19 protein-coding genes are annotated in these 20,576 nt (G+C 70.1%); 8 read left to right on the top strand and 11 right to left on the bottom strand.

Annotated features, from left to right (window positions below):
* Positions 1–3: 3 nt before the first annotated feature.
* The 3 genes from QO010_RS16465 to QO010_RS16475 all read left to right on the top strand — a co-directional run bounded on the left by QO010_RS16465 (position 4) and on the right by QO010_RS16475 (position 3,217).
* Positions 4–762: a PIG-L deacetylase family protein gene (locus QO010_RS16465; protein ID WP_307350901.1), complete on the top strand. Its 759-nt coding sequence runs from the start codon at positions 4–6 to the stop codon at positions 760–762.
* A gap of 80 nt (positions 763–842) precedes the next feature.
* Complete coding sequence (locus QO010_RS16470; RefSeq protein ID WP_307350902.1) at positions 843–1,907, top strand: sensor histidine kinase; 1,065 nt, start codon at positions 843–845, stop codon at positions 1,905–1,907.
* Positions 1,908–2,011: 104 nt separating this feature from the next.
* Positions 2,012–3,217 (top strand): M1 family aminopeptidase, encoded by a 1,206-nt coding sequence (locus tag QO010_RS16475; RefSeq protein WP_307350904.1) that lies wholly within the window; start codon positions 2,012–2,014, stop codon positions 3,215–3,217.
* 168 nt (positions 3,218–3,385) lie between these two features.
* Here QO010_RS16475 and QO010_RS16480 read toward each other — a convergent pair whose 3' ends face one another.
* The 8 genes from QO010_RS16480 to QO010_RS16515 all read right to left on the bottom strand — a co-directional run bounded on the left by QO010_RS16480 (position 3,386) and on the right by QO010_RS16515 (position 13,342).
* Complete coding sequence (locus QO010_RS16480) at positions 3,386–4,699, bottom strand: tyrosinase family protein (protein ID WP_307350906.1); 1,314 nt, start codon at positions 4,697–4,699, stop codon at positions 3,386–3,388.
* A 179-nt stretch (positions 4,700–4,878) separates the two neighbouring features.
* The gene (locus tag QO010_RS16485) at positions 4,879–6,168 is read right to left on the bottom strand and encodes a glycine zipper 2TM domain-containing protein (protein ID WP_307350907.1); all 1,290 of its coding nucleotides are present in this window, start codon (positions 6,166–6,168) and stop codon (positions 4,879–4,881) included.
* A 268-nt stretch (positions 6,169–6,436) separates the two neighbouring features.
* Entirely contained in the window at positions 6,437–6,946 is a 510-nt protein-coding gene (locus QO010_RS16490; RefSeq protein WP_307350909.1) for a hypothetical protein, read from the bottom strand.
* 101 nt (positions 6,947–7,047) lie between these two features.
* A complete protein-coding gene (locus tag QO010_RS16495; RefSeq protein WP_307350912.1) occupies positions 7,048–7,665 on the bottom strand; it encodes an SEL1-like repeat protein in 618 nt (205 codons plus the stop codon).
* A 26-nt stretch (positions 7,666–7,691) separates the two neighbouring features.
* Entirely contained in the window at positions 7,692–8,879 is a 1,188-nt protein-coding gene (locus QO010_RS16500; RefSeq protein WP_307350914.1) for an FAD-dependent oxidoreductase, read from the bottom strand.
* 231 nt (positions 8,880–9,110) lie between these two features.
* Positions 9,111–10,895: an ATP-binding protein gene (locus tag QO010_RS16505; RefSeq protein WP_307350916.1), complete on the bottom strand. Its 1,785-nt coding sequence runs from the start codon at positions 10,893–10,895 to the stop codon at positions 9,111–9,113.
* On the bottom strand, positions 10,892–11,428 hold the full coding sequence (locus QO010_RS16510; protein WP_307350918.1) for a TOL_0243 family YfiR-like periplasmic protein: 537 nt from the start codon (positions 11,426–11,428) through the stop codon (positions 10,892–10,894). The genes QO010_RS16505 and QO010_RS16510 overlap by 4 nt, the downstream gene beginning before the upstream one ends.
* 6 nt (positions 11,429–11,434) lie before the next feature.
* Complete coding sequence (locus tag QO010_RS16515) at positions 11,435–13,342, bottom strand: TOL_0244 family TonB-dependent receptor (protein WP_307350920.1); 1,908 nt, start codon at positions 13,340–13,342, stop codon at positions 11,435–11,437.
* Between the two features lie 156 nt (positions 13,343–13,498).
* On the opposite strand from QO010_RS16515, the gene QO010_RS16520 reads away from it, so the two are divergent.
* Entirely contained in the window at positions 13,499–14,167 is a 669-nt protein-coding gene (locus tag QO010_RS16520) for a nitroreductase (RefSeq protein WP_307350922.1), read from the top strand.
* On the opposite strand, the gene QO010_RS16525 is transcribed toward QO010_RS16520, so the two are convergent.
* The gene (locus tag QO010_RS16525; protein ID WP_307350923.1) at positions 14,164–14,673 is read right to left on the bottom strand and encodes a hypothetical protein; all 510 of its coding nucleotides are present in this window, start codon (positions 14,671–14,673) and stop codon (positions 14,164–14,166) included. The two genes, QO010_RS16520 and QO010_RS16525, sit on opposite strands and share 4 nt — an antisense overlap.
* Before the next feature lie 174 nt (positions 14,674–14,847).
* Between QO010_RS16525 and QO010_RS16530 the strand changes: the two genes are divergently transcribed.
* Positions 14,848–15,606, top strand: coding sequence for an SDR family NAD(P)-dependent oxidoreductase (locus QO010_RS16530; protein ID WP_307350925.1), 759 nt, complete (start codon positions 14,848–14,850; stop codon positions 15,604–15,606).
* Positions 15,607–15,672: 66 nt separating this feature from the next.
* Here QO010_RS16530 and QO010_RS16535 read toward each other — a convergent pair whose 3' ends face one another.
* A complete protein-coding gene (locus tag QO010_RS16535) occupies positions 15,673–16,533 on the bottom strand; it encodes a universal stress protein (protein WP_307350927.1) in 861 nt (286 codons plus the stop codon).
* Positions 16,534–16,681: 148 nt separating this feature from the next.
* Here QO010_RS16535 and QO010_RS16540 point away from each other — a divergent pair, with 148 nt between their 5' ends.
* The 3 genes from QO010_RS16540 to QO010_RS16550 all read left to right on the top strand — a co-directional run bounded on the left by QO010_RS16540 (position 16,682) and on the right by QO010_RS16550 (position 19,924).
* Positions 16,682–18,370 (top strand): alpha/beta hydrolase family protein, encoded by a 1,689-nt coding sequence (locus QO010_RS16540; RefSeq protein WP_307350929.1) that lies wholly within the window; start codon positions 16,682–16,684, stop codon positions 18,368–18,370.
* A 217-nt stretch (positions 18,371–18,587) separates the two neighbouring features.
* Complete coding sequence (locus tag QO010_RS16545) at positions 18,588–18,911, top strand: PadR family transcriptional regulator (RefSeq protein ID WP_307350930.1); 324 nt, start codon at positions 18,588–18,590, stop codon at positions 18,909–18,911.
* Positions 18,908–19,924 carry a hypothetical protein gene (locus QO010_RS16550; protein ID WP_307350932.1) on the top strand — a complete coding sequence of 339 codons (1,017 nt, stop codon included), beginning with the start codon at positions 18,908–18,910 and terminating at the stop codon, positions 19,922–19,924. The genes QO010_RS16545 and QO010_RS16550 overlap by 4 nt, the downstream gene beginning before the upstream one ends.
* On the opposite strand, the gene QO010_RS16555 is transcribed toward QO010_RS16550, so the two are convergent.
* Positions 19,890–20,576, bottom strand: coding sequence for a response regulator (locus QO010_RS16555; RefSeq protein WP_307350934.1), 687 nt, complete (start codon positions 20,574–20,576; stop codon positions 19,890–19,892). The two genes, QO010_RS16550 and QO010_RS16555, sit on opposite strands and share 35 nt — an antisense overlap.

A 20,576-nucleotide genomic window follows, 5' to 3' on the forward strand; every position in this document is an offset into this window, starting at 1 on the left:
ACCATGACCCGCATCCTGGCCCTGCACGCCCATCCCGACGACATCGAGACCCTGGCGGCCGGGACCCTGGCCCTGCTGGCCGCGGCCGGCCACCAGGTCAGCATCGTCACCGCCACGGCCGGCGAATGCGGCTCCACCCAGTTCACGCCCGAGGAAACCGCCGTCATCCGGCGGGGCGAGGCGGCGCAGGCGGCGGCGATGATCGGGGCCAGCTACGACTGCGTGGGCCTGCCGGACCTGGGTGTCTTCAACGACGACATCTCACGCCGGAAAGTAACGGAGGCGGTCAGGGCGGCGCGGCCCGATCTGGTGATCACCGCCGCCCCAGCCGACTATCATCCCGACCATGAGGCCATCAGCCTGCTGGTCCGCGACGCCTGCTTCGCCGCGTCCGCTCCCAACTACCGCACCGGCCCCGCCCCGGCCCTGGCCGCCATGCCCCACCTCTATTTCACCGACCCGATCGGCGGCCGCGACCGCGCCGGCCAGCCGGTCCCGCCACAGTTCGGGGTCGATATCGGCGCCTGGCTGGCCACCAAGCGGGCCATGCTGGCCTGCCACAGGAGCCAGACCGAATGGCTGGCAAAACAGCACGCCGTCGACGATCCGCTGGCGGCGATGACCGCCCTGTCGGCCAAGCGCGGCCGCGACTTCGGCGTCACCCAGGCCGAGGGCTTCCGGCAGTACCGGCATGAGCCCTATCCGAAAAAGCCGCTGTTGCAGGAACTGATCGGCCCGGCGCTGCTTAAAGTTGCGGTATAGCCGGGGTTGACGGGTGCGACCCCGGCGCGCACGGAATTGGATATGGGTTTGCGTATCGGTTTGAGGCCTGGGTGCAGGCGATGAGCGGCGCGGACGAGCCCGTCGAGACCCTTCTGGCGACGCCACATCTGGCGGACGCGCTGGAAAGCGATCAGTTCAGGCAGTTCCTCGACCAGATGCCCCTGGCCATCGCCGTGGCGGAACTGAGCCCCAGCGAGCGGATCGTCTACGCCAACAAGGAATTCGAGCGGCTGACCGGCCTGGCGGCCTCCGGCATCGTCGGCCGGCCCTGGGAGGTGCTGCCGGGCAGCGACGACGCCCAGCGCGCCCTGCCCGACGCCGTGGCGGACGACAGCGACTACCTCGGCGAGTTCACCATTTCCCATGATGGCGCGGAGGCCAGTGTCGACGCCTGGTCGAACATCATCGAGGACGACGCCTCGCGCCCGACCTACCGCCTGGTGGCCCTGGTCGAGCGCCAGCGCAGCGAAACCGCCAGCGAGGAACTGAAGCGCCAGGTCCAGGAGAAGGACACCCTGCTGCGCGAACTGCAGCACCGGGTGAAGAACAATCTGCAGATGATCACCGCCCTGATCCGGGTCGAGGCGCGCGGCATGGCCCATGACGGGTTGGGCGCGGGGTTCGACCGGCTGGCCGGACGGGTCGAGGCGCTGGGCCTGCTCTACCGCGCCCTGACCGAGGGCGACGCCGGCGACAGCATCGACCTGGGCGTCTATCTCAGCCAGATCGCCTCGGCGGTGATGCGGGCCCACGCCGTGGAGGGCATCCATCTGGACCTGCAGGTCGACACCTGGCCGGTGTCGGTGGACGTGGCCATGCCGGCCGGCCTGGTGGTCAACGAGGTGCTGACCAACGCGCTCAAGCACGCCTTCGAGGGCCGCTCCGGCGGGCGGATCACCCTGCACAGCCTGGCCGGCGCCCGCGGCTGCACGGTGACCATCGCCGACGACGGGGTCGGCCTGCCCGAGGGCGCCGTCTGGCCCAAGCCCGGCAAGCTTTCGGCCCTGATCGTCCAGTCGTTGCGCCAGAACGCCCGCGCCAGTATCGAAGTCATCTCCAGTCCAGGACAGGGGATGAAGGTGGTGATCCAGTTCACCCGCTCCGACGCGGCGCCGGTCAGCTGAAGCTGGGCGCGCCCCGCATTGCCGCGATCCTGGCCCTGGCCCTTGTCGGCCTGGGCGGTTCGCGCCTGAGCCTCGCGCCCGACCGGCCGGGGCCGGACTTCGATGTGCTGGACTATGAGGTCTCCGTCGTCCCCAGCCCGGCGAACGGGACCATTACTGGCGATGAACGGATCACCCTCGCCAGCCTGCGCGACGGCCTGACCGAGGCCAGTTTCACCGGCAACGCCCTGGACGTCATCGCGGTCGGCGGAGACGCCGCCTCGACTGAGAAGCGCGACGGCGCCTGGATCGTGCGATTCAACCGCCCGGTGGCCAGGGGCGAGCGGGCCGTGCTGGCCCTGCGCTTCATGGGCAAACCGGCGCGTGGGCTGGTCATCGGGACGGACCACATTCACACCGACTACTTCGCCTGTGACTGGATGATCTGCACCCAGGACCGGCCCGGCGACAAGGCTACGCTGAGCCTCACCATCACCGTGCCCGAAGGTCTGCGCGCCCTCTCGTCCGGGCGCTTTGTCCGGGGTTATCCAGGCTCCTGGACCTGGCGGCTCGACCGTCCCACGTCCAGCTATCTCTACGGCTTCGCGGCGGGCCGGTTTGCCTTCAGTGAACAGAAGGTCGGCGCGGCGGTCCTGGCCAACTATGCCGAGGAAGATGTGGCGTCCGCCGACGACCTGGCCGCCGCCCTGGCCGACACGCCGGCGATGATCCGCTTCTTTCAGGACCGGGCGGGCCTGCCCCTGCCGGGCGGCGGCTATCAGCAGTTGGTCGTCGCGGGCTCGGCCGCCCAGGAGAGCGCCGACTATTCCACCTTGGGCTGGGACGGCCTTTCGCCGGTCCTCAAGGACCCCACCGAGGACTGGCTGGCCGCCCACGAACTGGCCCACCAGTGGTGGGGCAACCTGGTGACCTGCGCCAGCTGGGACGACTTCTGGCTCAACGAGGGCATCACGACCTTCATGGTCGCCGCCTGGAAGGAAAAGCGCTGGGGCCGGGCGGCCTACGACCGCGAGATGACCCTGCTGCGCGCCCGGGTCGACAAGGCCAGGGCGGCCGGGGTCGACGCGCCCCTGACGTTCCACGGCCCCTATCCGAGCCTGGGGCTCAAGCGGGCCATCGTCTACGGCAAGGGCGCGCTGTTCATGGACGCCCTGCGCCGCGAGATGGGCGAGGCGCGGTTCTGGGCGGGGCTGAAGCGCTACACGCGAATCTATGCCGGCGGCGCGGCCGACAGCCGCGACTTCCAGAGGGCCATGCAGGCGGAGGCGGACAAGCCGCTGGGACCGTTGTTTGATGAGTGGGTTTACTGAAGCTCCCTTCCTCCTCGATGGAGGAAGGGTTGGGGATGGTGGTGGGGGCACAGCGCTTCCGGAAGAACGCGGGGAGGCGACCACGCCACCCTGAGCTTTTCACCCAAGCTCAGCGGACACACCACCAACCCTGCCCTTCCTCCATCGAGGAGGAAGGGTTCTCGGGGCCTACCCCGCGAACTTCACCCGAGCATCGACGATGAAGGTGTCCAGATAGGCCGGCGATTCGCCCGCCTTGCGGCCGCTCAGCGGGGCGGCGGTGGCGGTCAGGCGGATGCCGCCGGTGTTGCGGGCGCCCCAGACGGAATCGAGCGTCACCCGGTGGCCCTGGCTGCCCATGACATGGCCCATGCCGACCATGTTGATGGTGTCGCGGAACAGTTCGCGCCCATCATTCTTCGCCGTGGCGACCAGGTTGACCAGTGAGGTGGCGGTGGGATCGGGGGTGGCTTCGACATAGCCGACGGCGGTGGCGCTGAGGCCCGCGGCGATGGCCGGCGAGATGTCGATCACGCCGGTGAAGGCGTCGACCCGCTTCATGGCCCAGGCATAGTCCTTCACCCGCGTCACCGCCTGGGTGGGGGCGGCCAGGAAGACCACCGGCGGGGTGGTGTCGACCGGATAGGCGTAGCCGAACGTGGCGGTGTCCAGGGTGGTGGAGGCCAGGGCCGAGGGGACCGGCCGGCCCAGGGTGTCGATGAAGCCGCCCAGGGATTCGTTGCGCCAGGCCAGCGGATAGACGCCGGCGCTCTGGCGGGCGTTCCACACCGACCAGATGCGGTCGATGTTGGCGTGGTGCATCCAGAACAGCGGATCGTTGGGCGAGCGGTCCAGCCGGCCCATGTCGCCGCCGACAAAGCCGTGGATCATGTTGTGGCCGCTCCACTCGCAGGAGCCCGAATAGTAGCGGCTGGCCTGCACCGTCCCGGCGCGGGGACGGCCGAAGAAGGTGGCGAAGTTGTCGGTGATGCGGCCGGTGAAACGCTGGCCGGTATTGGCCAGGAAGCCGCGGATGCTCTCGCCGCGCCCGGCCTCGCGGCCCGGGGCCTGGAAGACCGGATCGTCGTAGAACAGGTCCGGCACCCGGTCGTCGTCCCAGTCCCAGTAGGGCATGGAGAAGTCGGCCTTGCCCGACAGCCGGGCGACCTGGCGCTCGAACCAGACCAGCTGCAGCCGGTGCCAGGGCAGGAAGCGCCAGGAGCCGTGGTGGCGGTGGTTCATGTTGGAATGCAGGGCGATCTGGGCGTCCCAGTAGCCCGAGGCCTTCATCAGCGGGATGGCCGTGCGATAGGCGGCGATGTCGGGGTCGCGCCGGTTCAGGCTGGAGATCGGCTTGCGGAACCGGCGCGGCCTGGGCGCGGTCACGGTGGTGGGCAGGGACGGGTTGGGCGTGGCGGCCTCGGCCAGTCCGGCGGATAGCCCCCCCACGGAGAAGCTAAGGGCCGAAAGGCCCCCCAACAGCGCACGACGATCAAAGGACATGGACAGAGCCTCCCCAGCCAGCAGTTGGCCGACGGATGGCGCCGCTTGTCAAACGGGGTCGCGTCAGGGAGGAATCGCCACGCCGCTTGTCAGGAGAGCGAAATATCCTCCCCCTGACGCGAATACGCCCGGGGACCTTGCGGCTCCCGGGCGCTTTCGGCTTCAATTAACGCAGAAGCCTACTGGCCGCGACGGTCGCGATCGGGGGGGATACGACCGTCCAGGCGCAGACTGGTAGTGAGGGTGTCCAGGCGTCCCTGGATATAGGCCACGCCACGGCGGGACAGTTCGCCGTCGCGACGGCGCATCCCGGTGTCCTCGCGGCGGATGGCGGAGAGGTCGGCCAGGGCCCGGTTCGAGCGCTGACGGGAGAGGCCGCCCCGGGCGGTTTCCTGGCGGATACGGTCGGCCAGCCAGGCTTCACGGCCCCGGGTGTCGGCGAAGTCGCCGTTCCACATGGAAGCGCGGGTGTCGACCCGGCCGCCGGTGGTGGGAATCCAGCGACCCCGGGCGTCGTAGTAGCCCATGGTCTGGCCGGCCTGCCAGCGACCGTTGACGTCGTAGTAGCCGGGCTGGGCGTCGGGGATCCAGACGCCGCGGGCGTCGCGGTGACCGGAAGCCTGTCCGCTGACCCAGCGGCCACGGCTGTCATAGCTGCCCGTGACCGGGCCGGCGACCCAGCGGCCGCGGTCGTCGTAATAGCCCGTGGCGGCGCCGGAGACCCAGACGCCGTCGCTGGCGAAGTAGCCCGAAGCCGAGGCGGGAACCCAGCGGCCGTTGGTGTCGTAATAGCCGGCGGCCTGGGCGCTGGTCCCGGCGCTGACCCAGCGACCGTTGTCGCCATAGTAGCCGTTGGGCGAACCGCTGACCCAGGCGCCGTCCCGGTCGTAGTAGCCGGTGGCCGAGCCACGTCCGGCCGTCCCCGCATGCCACATGCCGTCGCGGTCATAATAGCCGTAGGCGTCGGCCCGGCGCATATCGGCCCGCGAAGGCTGGCCGTTGTTCGAGGCCTGCATCCAGCGACCCTGGGCGTCGTAATAGCCATCACCCGAAGAGGCGACCCAGTAGCCGTCATTGCCGGCATAGCCCTGCGGGGCCCCGGAAACCCAGCGGCCGTCGCGGTCATAGTAGCCGGCGGCCCGGTCGGAGCTCACGGCGTTGGTGTGCCAGCGGCCGTCATTGTCATAGTAGCCATAGGCCCGGGCGCAGTCGGTCTGGGTGGACCTGGCGATCTGGTTGCCCGCGACCGCGCCGACCACGGCGCCGATCACGGTGCCGGTCCCACGGTCGCCCTTGCCGGCGACCTGGTTGCCGATCACCGCGCCAGCGAGGCCGCCGACGACGGTCCCGGTGTTGCGGCGGTCCTGCTGCTGTTGTTCACAGCTCGCCGACGAACTGGATTGGGCCATGGCGAACGAGGGGATAAGAGCCGCAGCGGCGATGCCGGCGACCCAAAGATGCTTGCGCATGATGGAAACTGCTCCTGGACAGACAATTCGTCGTCCCTGCGGGTTACTAACGTGGATCCGGCCTATTGGTTGCCGGATGGTGAGAAATATTCAAAGTTTAGTGGCTGACGAAATACAGGTTTTCTATTTCATGAATTTACCTTTGCAGGAAGCCGACCACGCCAGGGCATATGGGTTGGTGTAGCGGCGGCGGTATTTCGGTGACAGTTTACTTAATTCGCTCCCGGGATTCAGGCGCGAACTGTCACCGAAATTGCCTCACCGGACTCTAGCGCCGGGGGCCGCGATCGCCGCGATCCTGGTTCCAGCCGCCTTCGTCGTCATAGCCGGGGTAGCCGCCCGGATAGGCGTTGGAGCCGTAGCCGCCGCGCGGCCCGCGAACCTGGTCCCTCAGCTGCTCCAGCCGGGCCTCCAGGTCCATGCGCTCGCGCCCGTCGAGATAGCCGCCGCTGTAGCGATACTGCCGCTCCAGCCGGCGCAGGCCGCCGATCTGGGCGTAGAGACGCTGGCCCTGCCGGGACGACAGGCTGCCCTCGTCGACACCATGGCCGACGCGGCGGGTCAGCCGCTCGAGCTGGGCGCTGAAATCGCCACGGCCGGTCTGACCATAGCCAGTCTGGCCATAGCCGCTCTGGCCATAGCCGCTCTGGCCATAGCCGCCGCCATAGGCGGGGGAGCCGTAGCCGCCGGACGGACCGGGGCCATAGGATTGAGCCGCGGCCGGCAGGGCCACGGCGAGGACGGCGCTGGCCATCAGGCCCAGGGCGAAGCGGTTCATGAGATGTTTTCCAGTGTCCGGCGGCGAGAGCGCCCTCGGAACAGGAGTCACCCTGCGCCGGGCGGTGTGAGCGCCGTCTGAGGCTGTTGGTCAGCCGCCGTTCATCCAGCCAGGCCGTCGGAGAGCTTATAGATCAGTTCCAGAGCGCGCTGCCGGGTCAGTTCGCGGGCCGGGTCCGCGAGCTCGGCCAGCACCGACGCCAGGCGGCGCCTCGTATCGTCCTCTGTCCGAAGAGCGATCTCCCCGCGCGCCGCCCGGCCCGCCCAGACCGCCACCGACGCCGCAGTCGTCTCTCCCTCGCGATAGTCGCTCAGCACGCCAATGGCGTTGTCGGCGTCGAGATACTCGCTGATGAACATGGGCCAGGTCTGACCCAGGGCCCGGCGACGGTCGATCTCGGCGAGGATGACCACGGCCTCCTCCTCGCCCATGGCGGCGGCGCGGCGCAGCCAGTGCAGATAGCGGCGGCGGTTCTTGGCTATTCGGTAGACCATGGCCAGGTTCCAGGCCCCCTGCGGGTCGCCCGCCCAGGTCACGCGGCGGTACCACCGAACGCCCTCGGCCCACTCCGCGCCATCCCGCTCGGTCAGAAGGTAGGCGAGGCTGAGTTGCGCCAGAATCTCACCCATTGCAGCCGCTTGACGATGGAGGACGATAGCCTCGTCTTCACGGCCCTCGTCGTCCAGGGCGCAGGCCTGATGCCAGAGGCGCCAAGCCACGTGAGAATCATACTGTTCCCGCCGGCTCATAGCCCCAGCGGTCCCAGCGGATCGCCGACCAGCCCGCCGACCATCGCCGCCTGGATCCAGGTCGCCGGCCAGAGCTTGCTGAGCGGCCCGACGACGCGGTCGCGCAGGAAGGGCAGGATGCGGCTGTCGGACTGGTAGACCGGGGTGAACAGCAGGCTCATGGCCTGGTAGAGCCGGACATGCCGCCGGCGCAGGCGGATGGCCTTCTTCAGGGCTTCGCCGAGGGTGGGCTCGCCACGGAGGGCCAGGGCCAGGGCGTAGGCGTCCAGCAGGGCCATGTTGGCGCCCTGGCCCAACTGCGGGCTGGTGGAATGCCAGGCGTCCCCGATCTGGATCAGGCCGGGGCGGGCGGGCCTGGCCACGGTGCGGTGGGCGTAGCGGGCGAAGGTCAGCTGCCCGGGATCGCGGATCTGGTCCAGCAGCGGGGCGGTGGCCGGCCAGAGGGCCAGCACCTCGTCCTTCCAGGCCCTCAGCCCCGCCGCCCGCCAGGCCGGCAGGGCGTCCTCGCGCAAGGACCAGAAGAAGGCCGCCTGTGGGGCGATCACGCCCGGCGGCGCGCCGATCGGCAGCACCCCGGCCATGACGCTGGCGGCGCGGTAGCGCTGCTGCAGCGCCTCGCCGTCGAACCCGGCGTCCGGCGGCCAGTCCAGGCTGGCCCACAGCGCGCCATAGGCCAGGGCCCGGCCGCTGGGCGGCGCGAGGCGGGAATGCGCCCCCAAGGCGTCGACGACCAGGTCGAAGGGGCCGGCGGTCGCGCCATCCTCGAAGGTCAGGATGCGCCGCTCGCCTTCCGACGCCGCCGCCAGGGTGCGGCCGGTCTCGATGGGAATGCCCTCGGCCCGCACCGCCTGGTGCAGGGCGCCGAACAGGGCGGCCCGATGGATGCCGATCCCGAACAGGTCCTGTTTGCCCAACGCCGCATAGCGCACGTCCAGCACCGTGGCGCCGCCCGCCTGGCCGGACAGCCGCTCGATCCGGGCGCCATTGGCGACGATCTGCTGGTCGAGACCCAGCTTGCGGAGCACCGCCAGACCTGTCGGCTGGATCATCAGGCCCGAGCCAATGGGCCGGGGCGTGTCGAACCGCTCGAAGATCACCACCCGATGGCCGTCGCGGTGCAGCAGCAGCGCCGCCGCCATGCCGGCCGGCCCGCAGCCGGCTATCGCTATGTCCAAGGCCCCCATGGGGGTTGTTTAGCGGGGGTATCGGCGCGGGCCAATCAGGATTGGCGCAGACATCTCAGGAGAACTCCCTTCCTCCTCGATGGAGGAAGGGCGGGGTTGGTGGTGGTGGCAGTGCGGATCCGGAAGCACGCGGGGAGGCGCCCACGCCACCCTGAGCCAGTCGCCTAACCTCCGAGCACACACCACCAACCCTGCCCTTCCTCCATCGAGGAGGAAGGGTTCCAGAGGCGCCTACTGATCCAGCACCCGCCGCACCTTGGCCGCCAGCTCGCTGAAGCTGTAGGGCTTGGAGATCAGCTGCACGCCCGGGTCCAGGGCCCCGTTATGGACGATGGCGTTGCGGGTGTAGCCGGTGGTGAACAGCACCTTCAGCCCGGGCTGCCGGGCCCGCGCCTGGTCGGCGACCTGGCGGCCGTTCATGCCACCGGGCAGCACCACGTCGGTGAACAGCAGAGCGATGTCGGGGTTGTCTTCAAGGGCGGCCAGGGCGGCGGGCCCGTCGGCCGTCTCGATGACCCTATAGCCCAGCTCGCGCAGCAGGCCGGCGCTGTGGGCGCGCAGGTCGTCATGGTCCTCGACCAGCAGCACCGTCTCGTCGCCGACCAGCAGGCCCGGCAGGGCCTCATCCGTCCGCTCTTCCGGGGCGACCTCGGCGGCGCGGTAGCGGGGCAGGTAGAGGCGCACGGTCGTCCCCTCCCCCAGCTCGCTATAGATGCGGATATGGCCGGCCGACTGGCGCACGAAGCCATAGACCTGGCTCAGCCCCAGGCCCGTGCCCTTGCCGACCTCCTTGGTGGTGAAGAAGGGCTCGACGGCGTGTTCGAGCGTCTGCTTGTCCATGCCCACGCCCGTGTCGGTGACCGCCAGCATCACATACTGCCCCGCCGCCACCGGCTCGCTCTGGGCGGCGACATAGGCGTCGTCGAGGGCGGCGTTGGCGGTCTCGATCGTCAGGTGGCCGCCGTCCGGCATGGCGTCTCTGGCGTTGACCGCCAGGTTCAGGAGCGCGCTCTCCAGTTGGCCGATATCGGCCAGGGTCAGCCAGGTCCCGGCCCCCAGCACCGTCTCCACCTGCACCGCTTCGCCGAGCGTACTGCGCATCAGCTCCGCCAGGCCCGACACCATGCGGTTGACGTCGATGGCCCGGGGCTCCAACGGCTGGCGGCGGGCGAAGGCCAAAAGCCGGCTGGTCAGGGTGGCGGCCCGCTGGGCGGCCTGCAGGGCCATGTCGCGGGCCCGGTGCAGCCGGGCGGACGTGGGGTCGCCAACCTGCGGCGGGGCGGCGCGGCCGATGGTCTCCAGTCCGCCCATGATCACCGTCAGCAGGTTGTTGAAGTCGTGGGCCACCCCGCCGGTCAGCTGGCCCAGGGCCTCCATCTTCTGGCTCTGGCGCAGGGCCTCCTCGGCCCTGGCCTTCTCGTCCATCTCGCGCAGCAGGCGCAGGTTGGCGTCCTCCAGCGCCGCCGAGCGCCGCTGCAGTTCGGCGGTGTTGCGGGCCAGCAGGGCCAGGGCCATGACGGCCATGATCACCAGCAGGGCCAGGCCGCCGTGCCGGCGCAGGGTGTCGCTGAGCGTTTCGGGGGCGGTGCGCAGATAGACCTCGCCCAGCCGCACCCCCTGCTGGATGACCGGCGAGGCGACGACCACGCCGTTCCGATGAAAGCGGGCCGAGCTGGGCGGGGCGCGGTCCGGCGGCCCCGTCGCCCCGGACGCGGCCGACCGCGCCTTCAGCACCCCGGTGACGTCATAGACGCCGACGGCGGCGATCTGTGGGTTGCGCCGGATCGCGGCGACGTTTTCCCCGACGGTCTTCTGGTCGTCGAAGGCCAGGGCGCCGGCGACGCCGGCCGCCAGGATGTCGGCCTGCACCTTGGCCTGCTCGACGCTGCGCTGGCGGTAGGCCTCCTCGGTCTTGGCCCCCAGCAGCCCCCCGGCCAGCAGCACCGCGATGGCGCTGACCACCGCCAGGCCGAACTGCCGCATCTCGTTGCTGAACCGGACGATGTCGGGCTTCACGGCCGCACCGCCACGGCGAGCAGCTTGGAGCTGAGGGTCAGGCCGTTGGCCGCCGCCGCCGCCTGGTCGATGCTGAACCGCACCTTGCCGTCCCTGGTCAGCAGGAACCGCACCACCCCGCCGCCGCCGCCATCGGTGACGGTCAGGACCGGTTCGCCGGCCACTGCGGCCAGGGCGGCCCGGTTGGATCCGCCGCGGACATAGAGCACCCGGCAGCCCGAGCCGCGGGTCGCCTGGCGCAGCCGCCGCACCTCGATGGGGTGGTCGCCGATCTGCTGGCCGGCGCCGGCCTCGTCGATCTGCCGGCCGAACGGATCGGGGCCGACGATGCAGAGCGCCACCGGCTCGCCCGGCGCGCCCAGCGCCCCCGGCGGCCAGTCGACGAAGGCGACGAACTTGTAGAGGTAGGTGGCCTTGACGGCCCATTCGAGCGGCGCGGCGCCGGCGCTGAAGACCGGCGCGCAGAGCGCCAGGACGGCGAGCGCCAGGCCCGCCGTCCGTCGTCGCCAGCTTGGAACTCTGCGGAAGGCCATGCCGCGCTAGAATACCTGCCGAAGGCCGATGGTGAAGCTGCGCCGGATCAATCGCCGGGGAATGGAGGTGTTGAGGAACTCCAGATGGGCCTCGTCGAGCAGGTTGGCCCCCGAGATCGACAGCTCACCCCGGTCCGAATAGCGCCAGGCCAGGCGGGCGTCGGCCTCGACATAGGACGGAATGGCGGGACTGGGCAGGCTGGCGACCGAGCGCAGGTCGACGTCGAGGCTGACGCGCTCGCCCAGGTCGAGCGAGGAGCGCAGCTGGGCCTGGTAGTCGGGATCGTTGCCGGTCAGGGCGGCCCCGCCGATATCCAGGCTGCCGGGCTTGAGCTTCAGGTCCTTGTGCAGGGTCGAGACGCCCGCGCTCAGCCGCCAGCGATCGGTCACCGCATAGTCGGCCCAGGCCTCCAGCCCGTAGGTGTGGCCCTCGCGGCCGTTCTGGACCGTGAAGGGCAGGAAGGTGACCGGGGTCCTCTCCAGGGTCCGCAGGTCGTCATAGTCGTTGTAGAACAGCGAAACCGACAGCGAGATCGGCCCGACCGGCCGGCCGCGATAGCCCAGTTCGTAGGAGACCAGCCGCTCGGCCTGAAAATCCGGACCGCCGCCCAGCACGAAACTGTTGAGGTCGCGGTCGAAGCGCGAGGGCGTGCGCACCGCCCGCGACACCGCCCCCCAGAGCAACACCGTGTCGCTGGGCCGCCAGGCGATGCGGGCCGTCGGCATATATTCCCAGCCGGTGTAGCTGTTGTGCTCCAGCTTCAGGCCCAGGGTCAGGCGCAGGCTGTCGCTGAAGGCGATCTCGTCCTGCAGATAGACATTGCCCCACTGCAGGCGGCGGCTGCCTGGGACCAGGAAGGCGGTGCCGGGGCCGGGCCGGAAGTCATCGTCCGAGACCCGGTAGCCGCCGCCAAACGTGAAGGTCTGGGCGCCCATGGCCGGCAGGCTGTAGCGCAGGTCCAGGTCGATGGTGTCGACCTTGGCCCGGACCCGCGAGGAGACCGTGCGGGTGGCGGTGTCGTAATAGGCCTGGGCTTCGAAGGCGCCCCCGCCCTCGGCGCCGTGGATCCAGCGGCCCAGCAGGTTGCCGCCCGAGACGCTGGGGCCGACCAGGCCGCCGGGCGGCTTCTCGGTCGAGCCGGCATAGGCGTCGCCCTGCAGGGTGAAACGGTCGGGCCCGGCGCCCCAGTCGGTGCGGAAGCCGCCTTGCAGCAGGTCGTTCTCGTCGCGCGCCTCGTTGCCCGAAGGCCGCAGCGAGGGGCCGCGCTGGTCGTACATGGCATAGACCCGCCAGGCCGCGCCGCCGGCCATGCCGCCGTAGCGGCCCCGCACGCCCTGCCACGTGTCGCCGCCGTTGGCCGCGAACAGGCCGCCCTGGGTGTCGGCGGCGCTGCGGCTGGTGACATTGATCACCCCGTTGACGGCATTGGCGCCCCACAGGGCCCCGCCCGGACCGCTGATCACCTCGATGCGGTCGACGTCCTCGAGCAGCACGTTCTGCACGTCCCAGAACACCCCCGAGAACAGCGGCGTATAGACCGTGCGGCCGTCGATCAGCACCTGCAGCTTGTTGGCGGTCGAGGTCGATTCGTTGAAGCCCCGGGCGGTGATGGCGTAGGTCTGGGAGTCGCTGGCGGCGACCTGCAGGTTGGGGGCCAGGCGCAGCACATTGGCCAGGCTGTCGGCGCCCGAGCGGCTGATGGCCTGGCTGTTGATCACATAGATGGCGGCGGGGGCGGCGCTGACCGGCTCGGCGGTCTTGGAGACCGAGGTCACCTGCACATTGGCCAGGTCCTCGATGGACAGCTGGCGCAGGTCGGCGAGGCTGGGCTGGGCGTCGTCCCGGGCCTGGGCCTGGCTGGCGCAGGCCATCAGGGCGGCGAGGCTGACTCCCGCCAATCCGGTCCGACGCATGCGATGACTCCCCCGTACGGCAGCGCCGAGGACAACTCCCCCGGCAAGTCCTCTGCTCAACCCAAAATGCGCAATTTCAGGGAGGGTTCCCCGGGGTATGCTGTTTTTTTGCTAACCTTGCGGGGTCGTCCCTCGCCGACCACAGGATTGTTCGCCTTGCATATCGACGACGCCCTGCGCGCCCGCCGCTCGATCCGCGCCTTCCGGCCCGACCCGGTGCCGCTCGAGCTGGTGCGCGAAATCCTCCAGGCCGCCACCCTCTCGCCCTCGGGCACCAACATCCAGCCCTGGAAGGTGCATGTGGCGGCCGGCGCGGTGCGGGCCCGGCTCGAAGCCGAGGTCCTGGCCCACCGCGAGAGCGACCCCGAGGACAAGGCCGCCGAGTTCCCGCGCAGCTCCAAGCGCAAGGAGCCCTACACCACCCGCATGCGGACCCTGGGCAAGGCGATGTACGGCCTCTTGGAAATCCCCAAGGGCGACCAGGCGGCGAACTGGCGCCAGTGGGGCCGCAACTACCAGTTCTTCGATGCGCCGGTGGGCCTGATCTTCACCATCGACAAGGACCTGGACGCCATGAGCTTCGTCGACCTGGGCATCTTCGCCCAGTCGCTGATGCTGGCCGCGGCGGCGCGGGGCCTGGGCACCTGCGCCCAGGGCGCCTGGAACAACTACTGGACCGTCACCCGCCGGGTGCTGAGCATCCCCGAGGACGAATACATCGTGTTCGGCATGTCGCTGGGCTATGCCGACGAGACCGCGCCGGTGAACAGCCTGGTGGCCGAGCGCGAGCCGGTGGACAGCTTCGCCAGCTTCCACGGCTTCTAGGGCTTGGCCGCCGTCGGGTTGTCGGGGAGGCGGGGGGCGGCGGTCCAGGTTGAGGCCTTTTCGTTCCAGCAGGCGACACCGGCAAAGCTGCGCTCGTCCTGCGGCGTGAACACGATGTGCTCGGCATAGCCCCGGCAGATCAGATCGCCATTGCGGAACAGTCCCACGTCCGGCGTCACCTCGCCCCGGATGCGGGTGCGGAAATTGCGCCAGCCGACCGGCGTGCCGCCCGGGGTCAGCCACAGGGCGGTGGCGGCGGCCTCGTCATGCCGCTCGCGGTCGGTGGCCGGCAGCTTGCGGCCCAGCTGGACCTCGGCGAACACTCCCAGCGCGCGGCCGAGCGCCCGCTGAGTGCTGCGCACCTGGCCGCCGGTCTCAAGCTTGGGCCCGACCACCCCGCTGAAGGTTCCGGAGATGAAGAGTTCAACCGGCTGAGCGGCGATGGTCGCGCCACCCGCCAGAAATACGGTCAGACCGATTGCGGCTGACAGGGCGATGCGGTTCATGGCGAAGGTTCCATGGTCTGGCCAGATTGGGCCGCCAATACAACGCGCCAGATCGCCATAAGCCTTGATCTGGCTCATGTCGGCGGCCGGCGGCTTGCGGCAAACCATGGCGTCCGGACGGGTTGAGGCTCCAGGCTGCCCGCCACGCGGCTCGTCCGGGCCAGGAGAAGCGGAATGAACCGACTGCAAGGCAAGGTCGCCATCATCACCGGCGCGGCCCTGGGGCTGGGCAAGGCCACCGCCATCCGCATGGCGCAGGAGGGGGCGAAGGTGGCCCTGCTCGACGTGCTGGACGAGGCCGGCGAGGCGCTGGCCAGGGAGATCGGCGATCAGGCCCGCTACTGGCGCTGCGATGTGACCAGCGAGGCGGACGTCCACCGGGTCATCGACGAGGCCGCCGCCCATTTCGGCCGGCTGGACATCATGGTCAACAACGCCGGCGTCTCGGGCGCCAGCAGGCCCACCCACCAGATCACCGAGGCCGAGTGGGACTTCGTGCAGGCGGTCAACGTCAAGGGCGTGTTCTTCTGCACCAAGCACGCCATCCCCCACCTGAAGGCGGCCGGGGCCGGCAGCATCATCAACCTGTCCTCGATCTACGGCCTGATCGGCGCCGCCGACGCCCCGCCCTATCACGCCTCGAAAGGGGCGGTGCGGCTGATGAGCAAGACCGACGCCCTGATCTACGCGCCGGACAGGATCCGGGTGAACTCGATCCATCCCGGCTTCATCTGGACCCCGATGGTCGAGCATTTCACCGAACAGTCCGAGGACGTCGAGGCCACCCGGGCGGCGGTGGCCGCCCTGCATCCGCTGGGCCATATCGGCGAGGCGGACGACATCGCCTGGGCGGCGGTCTATCTGGCCAGCGACGAGGCCAAGTTCGTCACCGGCAGCGAGCTGGTGGTCGACGGCGGCTATACGGCCCGCTGAACTGCGCCACTCCCTCCCCTTTATGGGGAGGGAGTCGTGTCGCGCGAACCTTGACCGGGAACCGCTCTAGTGCGCGATCAGCAGGTCGCAGCCCTGTTCCTGGCGCAGCAGGCTCTGGGTCACCCCGCCCAGGAAGGTCTCGCGCAGCCGCGAGTGACCATAGGCGCCGCTGACCAGCAGGCTGACCGAAAGCTCGCGCGAGAGGGTGATCAGGTCCTCGGCGGCATGGCGGCTTTGGCGGCGCCAGACGCTGACCTCGTGGACGCCGCTGCGGCGCAGATGGGCCGCCAGGCGGTCGGCGTCGGGGCGGTCGGATTCGAGTTCCTCCCCCTCCACCGACTGGGCGACGATGACCCGGGAGGCCAGGGTCAGCAGCGGCAGGGCGGCCTTCACCGCCCGGCCGGCCTCCAGCGAGCCGTTCCAGGCGACGATGGCCGCGCCGGTGTCGGCCGCGCAGCCCTGGCGGGCGATCAGCACCGGGGCTCTCGCCTCCATCAGGGCCTCGCCCAGCAGGCCGGTCCAGGGCCCCTCGCCCCGCACCGCCGACTGGCCGATGACGGTCAGGTCGGCCAGGGGGCATTCCTGGCTGAGCGATTGCCAGGGCAGCACGGCGGCCTGCGCCATCTGCACCCGCCCGCCCGTCTCGCCGACGCCGAACTCCAGGCCCTTGGCGACCGCCATGGTCCGCACGTGAATTTCCGTCGCCGCCACGAACTCCGCCTGGGTGCGAACCATGACCTCGGCCAGTTCGCCGGCGATGATGGCGCCGCCGAAGTCGCCGGCCCAGGCCGAGGCGGCGACATAGGGGGCGGCGGGCAGCACCCGCAGCAGGGCGCCATGGCGGGCGGCCAGCGCCCCGCCCAGCTCGATGGCGCGCTGGTCGTCCGCCGAACCGGACACCACAGTCAACAGGCTTGCATAGGTCATGGTCGGGCTCCCCGGAGGTCTGGCCCCATTCTGGGGACGCCGGCCCCGGCTGCCTTGATCTCGGTCAACGGCCGCGCTTGCCCCTCGCCCGCGGCTGCGGGACAGTGGATCGTCGCGGCCGCGGAGCCGCGCGAGCGGGGGCAAGGCGATGAAACGCGGTTGGCTGTTCTTACTGGGCCTGCTCCTGGTGTTCGGCGGCGGCTTCCTGGCCGGCCGGGTGCAGACCGCCGATGGGATCACCGTCACCGACGTGGCCGTGCCGGGCGCCGACGGGGTGACCTTGAGGGCCCTGCTCTATGTTCCGAAGGGCGCCACCGCCAAGACCCCCGCCCCGGGCGTCCTGGCCGTGCACGGCTACATCAACAGCCGCGAAACCCAGGACGGTTTCGCCATCGAGTTCGCCCGGCGCGGCTATGTGGTGCTGGCCCTGGACCAGACCGGCCACGGGGCCAGCGGCGGGGCGGCGTTCAGCCAGGGGTTCGGCGGGCCGGCGGGGCTGGCCTACCTGCGGTCCCTGCCCATGGTCGACAAGGCCAATATCGGGCTGGAGGGCCATAGCATGGGCGGCTGGACGGTGCTGGCCGCCGCCGCCGTCATGCCGCGCGACTACCGTTCCGTGGTGCTGGAGGGCTCCTCGACCGGCAAGCCCTTCGCCGCCGAGGGTACGGCCTTCTGGCCGCGCAATCTGGCCCTGGTCTACAGCCGCTATGACGAGTTCGCCCCCCTGATGTGGGGCGTCCCCCGGGCCGCCGATGTGGGAAGCGGCGACAAGCTCAGGGCGGTGTTCGGAACGCCCGGCCCGGTGGTGGCGGACAAGCTCTACGGCGACGTCGAGCTGGGCACGGCCCGCATCCTCTGGCAGCCGGCGACCACCCATCCGGGCGACCATATCTCGCGGGAAGCCATCGGCCGGGCGACCGACTGGTTCGCCCAGACCCTGGAGGGCGGCACGCCCCGCCCGGCCGGCGACCAGATCTGGATGTGGAAGGAGCTGGGCACGGCCCTGGCGCTGGGCGGCTTCGTCACCCTGATGCTGGGCGCCTTCGAGCTGCTGCTGGCCCTGCCCGTCTTCGCGGGCCTGCGTCATGCCGGCCAGGCGATCGTCCAGGAGCGCGACAGCCGGTGGCGGTTGAACGCGGCCTTGACCGCCCTCATCCCGGCCGTGACCTACCTGCCGCTGTTCCTGGTTGGGGCGCTGGCGGGATTCAACACCGTGGCGCCGCAATGGATCACCAACCAACTTTTGGTCTGGGCCCTGGGCAACGCCGCGATCACCCTGCTGCTGGGCCTGGTCCTCAAGGGCGACAAGCCCCGCTTCGACACCCGCTGGCCCGCCTCCATCGCCATCGCCGCGTTGAGCGTCGCCGTTGGCTACGCCGCCCTGCTGGCCAGCGAAAAGCTGTTCCTCACCGACTTCCGCTTCTGGGTCCTGGCCGTGCGGCCAATGACCGGCGACCAATGGAAGTCCTTCGCCGTCTACGTCCTGCCCTTCACCGCCTTCTTCCTGGTGACGCTGCGGGCCTTCTGCGCCCGCCTGCCCGTCCAGGGCGACAGCTGGCTGCAAAGCTACGGCTGGGCCAAATGGGCGATGGGCGGCGGGTTCGCCCTGTTCCTGTTGATCGCTTACGGCGGCCTCTTCCTGACCGGCGCCCTGCCACCGCTCTTCGATCCCCTGGCCAGCATCATCGCCATCCAGTTCTGGCCGCTGCTGGCCACCGTCGGCGTGGTGGCGATGTTCACCTGGCGGCGGACCAACAGCTACGTCCCCGGCGCCATCCTCTGCGGGCTGGCGGTGACCTGGTACATCGTGGCGGGGACGGCGACGCATATCGTCTAGGCGCGGCCGTCCCCTTCCCCGTGTCCCCAGCGAAAGCTGGGGCCCATGAGCGAGAATCCACCCGCTCAGCCTTTGCAGTCCGTCCGCCCTCATGGGCCCCAGCTTTCGCTGGGGACACGGGGTGTGGCGGGCGCCCCAGCCCACTCTTCCACAAAACCACTTGCTGTGCGCCACATACTGTGCGACACACACCATACGCCACACAGGTAATCACCCCGTGCCCACCGACGTCTTCGAGAACCTGAAACAGGAACTGCGCCGCGGCGCCCTGACTCTGGCCGTTCTCAGCCAGCTTCGGGTCGAGCGCTACGGCTACACCCTGCGGGTCGCCCTCAGCGACCTGGGCCTGGAGATCGAGGAGGGCACCCTCTACCCGCTGCTGCGCCGCCTGGAGAGCCAGGGGCTGCTGGTCAGCGAGTGGCGCGAGGAAGACCGGCGCAACAAGCGCTTCTACCGGCTGTCGCCCGAGGGCGAGGCCACCCTGGACCGTCTGCTCGCCGAGTGGCGGTCGATCAACTCATCCCTGGAGCGGACGCTGTGAGCGACAAGACGCGCGCCCTGACGGAACGGTATCTGGCCGCCGTCAAACCCATGCTGCCCGGCGCGCAGCAGGACGATATCCTGGCCGAGCTGCGCGAGAGCATCGAGGCCCAGATCGAGGAGCGCGAGGCCGAACTCGGCCGGCCGCTCAAGCCCGTCGAGGTCGAGGCGGTGCTCAAGACCTATGGCCACCCGATCATCGTCGCCAGCCGCTATGGCCCCCAGCGCACCCTGATCGGCCCGACCCTGTTTCCGGTCTGGTGGTTCTCGCTGCGGATCTGCCTGGCCGTGCTGACGGTGGTCTATTTCGCCGGGTTCGTGGTGCGGCTGATCGAGGACGGCGGCGGCGATGTGCTGCATGCGGCCTCGCGGGTCTGGTTCAACTACATCTCGACGGTGTTCTTCGTGGTCGGGATCGTCACCGTGGCGGCGGCCGTCGCCCAGCGGCTCAAGCCTGGCCCCTTCGAATCCTGGTCGCTGAAGGACCTGGCCCCCATGCGGATGCGCACCGCCGGCCGGCTGGAGGTGGGCTTCGCCCTGGCCTTCGAGATCCTGGGCCTGATTTTCTGGGCCCTGCTGCCCTTCTACTGGGAGCGGATCGTTGCGATCTTCGCCGACGGGCGCTCGCACTCGGTCGACATCTACCTGCTGCAGCCGTCCGCCATCTGGTGGCCGACCCTGTGGGCGATCATGCTGGCCATCGCCGCCCTGCAGGTCGTGGCCCGGGCCGTCCAGTTCGTCTGGCCCGACCGGGTGGTCCGCACCAACGCCGCCAACCTGGCGCTGAACCTGGCCGGCATAGCCTTCGCCGGGGTCGCTCTCTCGGCCCTGCCGCTGTTCCAGCTGCCGCCGGACCTGCCGGAGAAGATGTTCGAGATCATGCGCATGATCAATCTGGGCATCCAGATCTCGCTCTACATCATGCTGGCGGTCAACCTGGCCAAGTCGGCGACCTACCTCTACCGCATCGGCCGCGCCCTCAGCCCAAACGGTAGCCCACGCCCGGCTCGGTGAGGATGACGGCCGGCCTGGCCGGGTCGGCCTCCAGCTTCTGGCGCAGCTGGCCCACGAAGACGCGCAGATACTGCACGTCCTCGACATGGGCCGGACCCCAGACGGCGGTGAGCAGCTGGCGATGGGTCAGCACCTTGCCGCCGCCCTCGGCCAGCCGGGCCAGCAGGTCGAACTCCTTGGGCGAGAGACGCACCGCCTCGCCGGCCCGGGAAATGCGGCGGCCCACCAAGTCGATCTCCACCTCGCCGACTGTCACCACCGGCTGGGCCCCGTCGCGGATCAGCCGGTGGCGCAGGGCCACTCTGAGCCGCGCCAGCAGCTCCCCCACCCCGAATGGTTTCTCCACATAGTCGTCGGCCCCGGCGTCCAGGGCGTCGATCTTCTCGGTCTCGCGGTCCCGGGCCGACAGGATGATCACTGGCCCGTCATAGAAGGCCCGGGCCCGGCCGAGCATGTCCTTGCCGTCCATGTCCGGCAGCCCCAGGTCCAGCACCACCGCGTCGGGCGGCTTGCGGGCGATCTCGCGCAGGGCGTCGGTGGCGTTGTCGGCGCGGATGGGTTCATAGCCGGCGGCGTCCAGGGCCGGACCCAGGAAGCGGTGGATCTGCGGCTCGTCGTCGACGACCAGGATGCGGGGGCGGTGGGCGGACAT

Source organism: Caulobacter ginsengisoli (assembly GCF_030814835.1).
Lineage (GTDB): Bacteria > Pseudomonadota > Alphaproteobacteria > Caulobacterales > Caulobacteraceae > Caulobacter > Caulobacter ginsengisoli.

Excerpts from the sequence above, each read along its gene's own strand:
- QO010_RS16465 (WP_307350901.1), top strand. The coding sequence starts at position 4 with ATGACCCGCATCCTGGCCCTGCACGCCCATCCCGACGACATCGAGACC.
- QO010_RS16470 (WP_307350902.1), top strand. The coding sequence starts at position 843 with ATGAGCGGCGCGGACGAGCCCGTCGAGACCCTTCTGGCGACGCCACAT.
- QO010_RS16480 (WP_307350906.1), bottom strand. The coding sequence starts at position 4,699 with ATGTCCTTTGATCGTCGTGCGCTGTTGGGGGGCCTTTCGGCCCTTAGC.
- QO010_RS16485 (WP_307350907.1), bottom strand. The coding sequence starts at position 6,168 with ATGCGCAAGCATCTTTGGGTCGCCGGCATCGCCGCTGCGGCTCTTATC.
- QO010_RS16490 (WP_307350909.1), bottom strand. The coding sequence starts at position 6,946 with ATGAACCGCTTCGCCCTGGGCCTGATGGCCAGCGCCGTCCTCGCCGTG.
- QO010_RS16500 (WP_307350914.1), bottom strand. The coding sequence starts at position 8,879 with ATGGGGGCCTTGGACATAGCGATAGCCGGCTGCGGGCCGGCCGGCATG.
- QO010_RS16510 (WP_307350918.1), bottom strand. The coding sequence starts at position 11,428 with ATGGCCTTCCGCAGAGTTCCAAGCTGGCGACGACGGACGGCGGGCCTG.
- QO010_RS16515 (WP_307350920.1), bottom strand. The coding sequence starts at position 13,342 with ATGCGTCGGACCGGATTGGCGGGAGTCAGCCTCGCCGCCCTGATGGCC.
- QO010_RS16525 (WP_307350923.1), bottom strand. The coding sequence starts at position 14,673 with ATGAACCGCATCGCCCTGTCAGCCGCAATCGGTCTGACCGTATTTCTG.
- QO010_RS16530 (WP_307350925.1), top strand. The coding sequence starts at position 14,848 with ATGAACCGACTGCAAGGCAAGGTCGCCATCATCACCGGCGCGGCCCTG.
- QO010_RS16535 (WP_307350927.1), bottom strand. The coding sequence starts at position 16,533 with ATGACCTATGCAAGCCTGTTGACTGTGGTGTCCGGTTCGGCGGACGAC.
- QO010_RS16540 (WP_307350929.1), top strand. The coding sequence starts at position 16,682 with ATGAAACGCGGTTGGCTGTTCTTACTGGGCCTGCTCCTGGTGTTCGGC.
- QO010_RS16555 (WP_307350934.1), bottom strand. The coding sequence starts at position 20,576 with ATGTCCGCCCACCGCCCCCGCATCCTGGTCGTCGACGACGAGCCGCAG.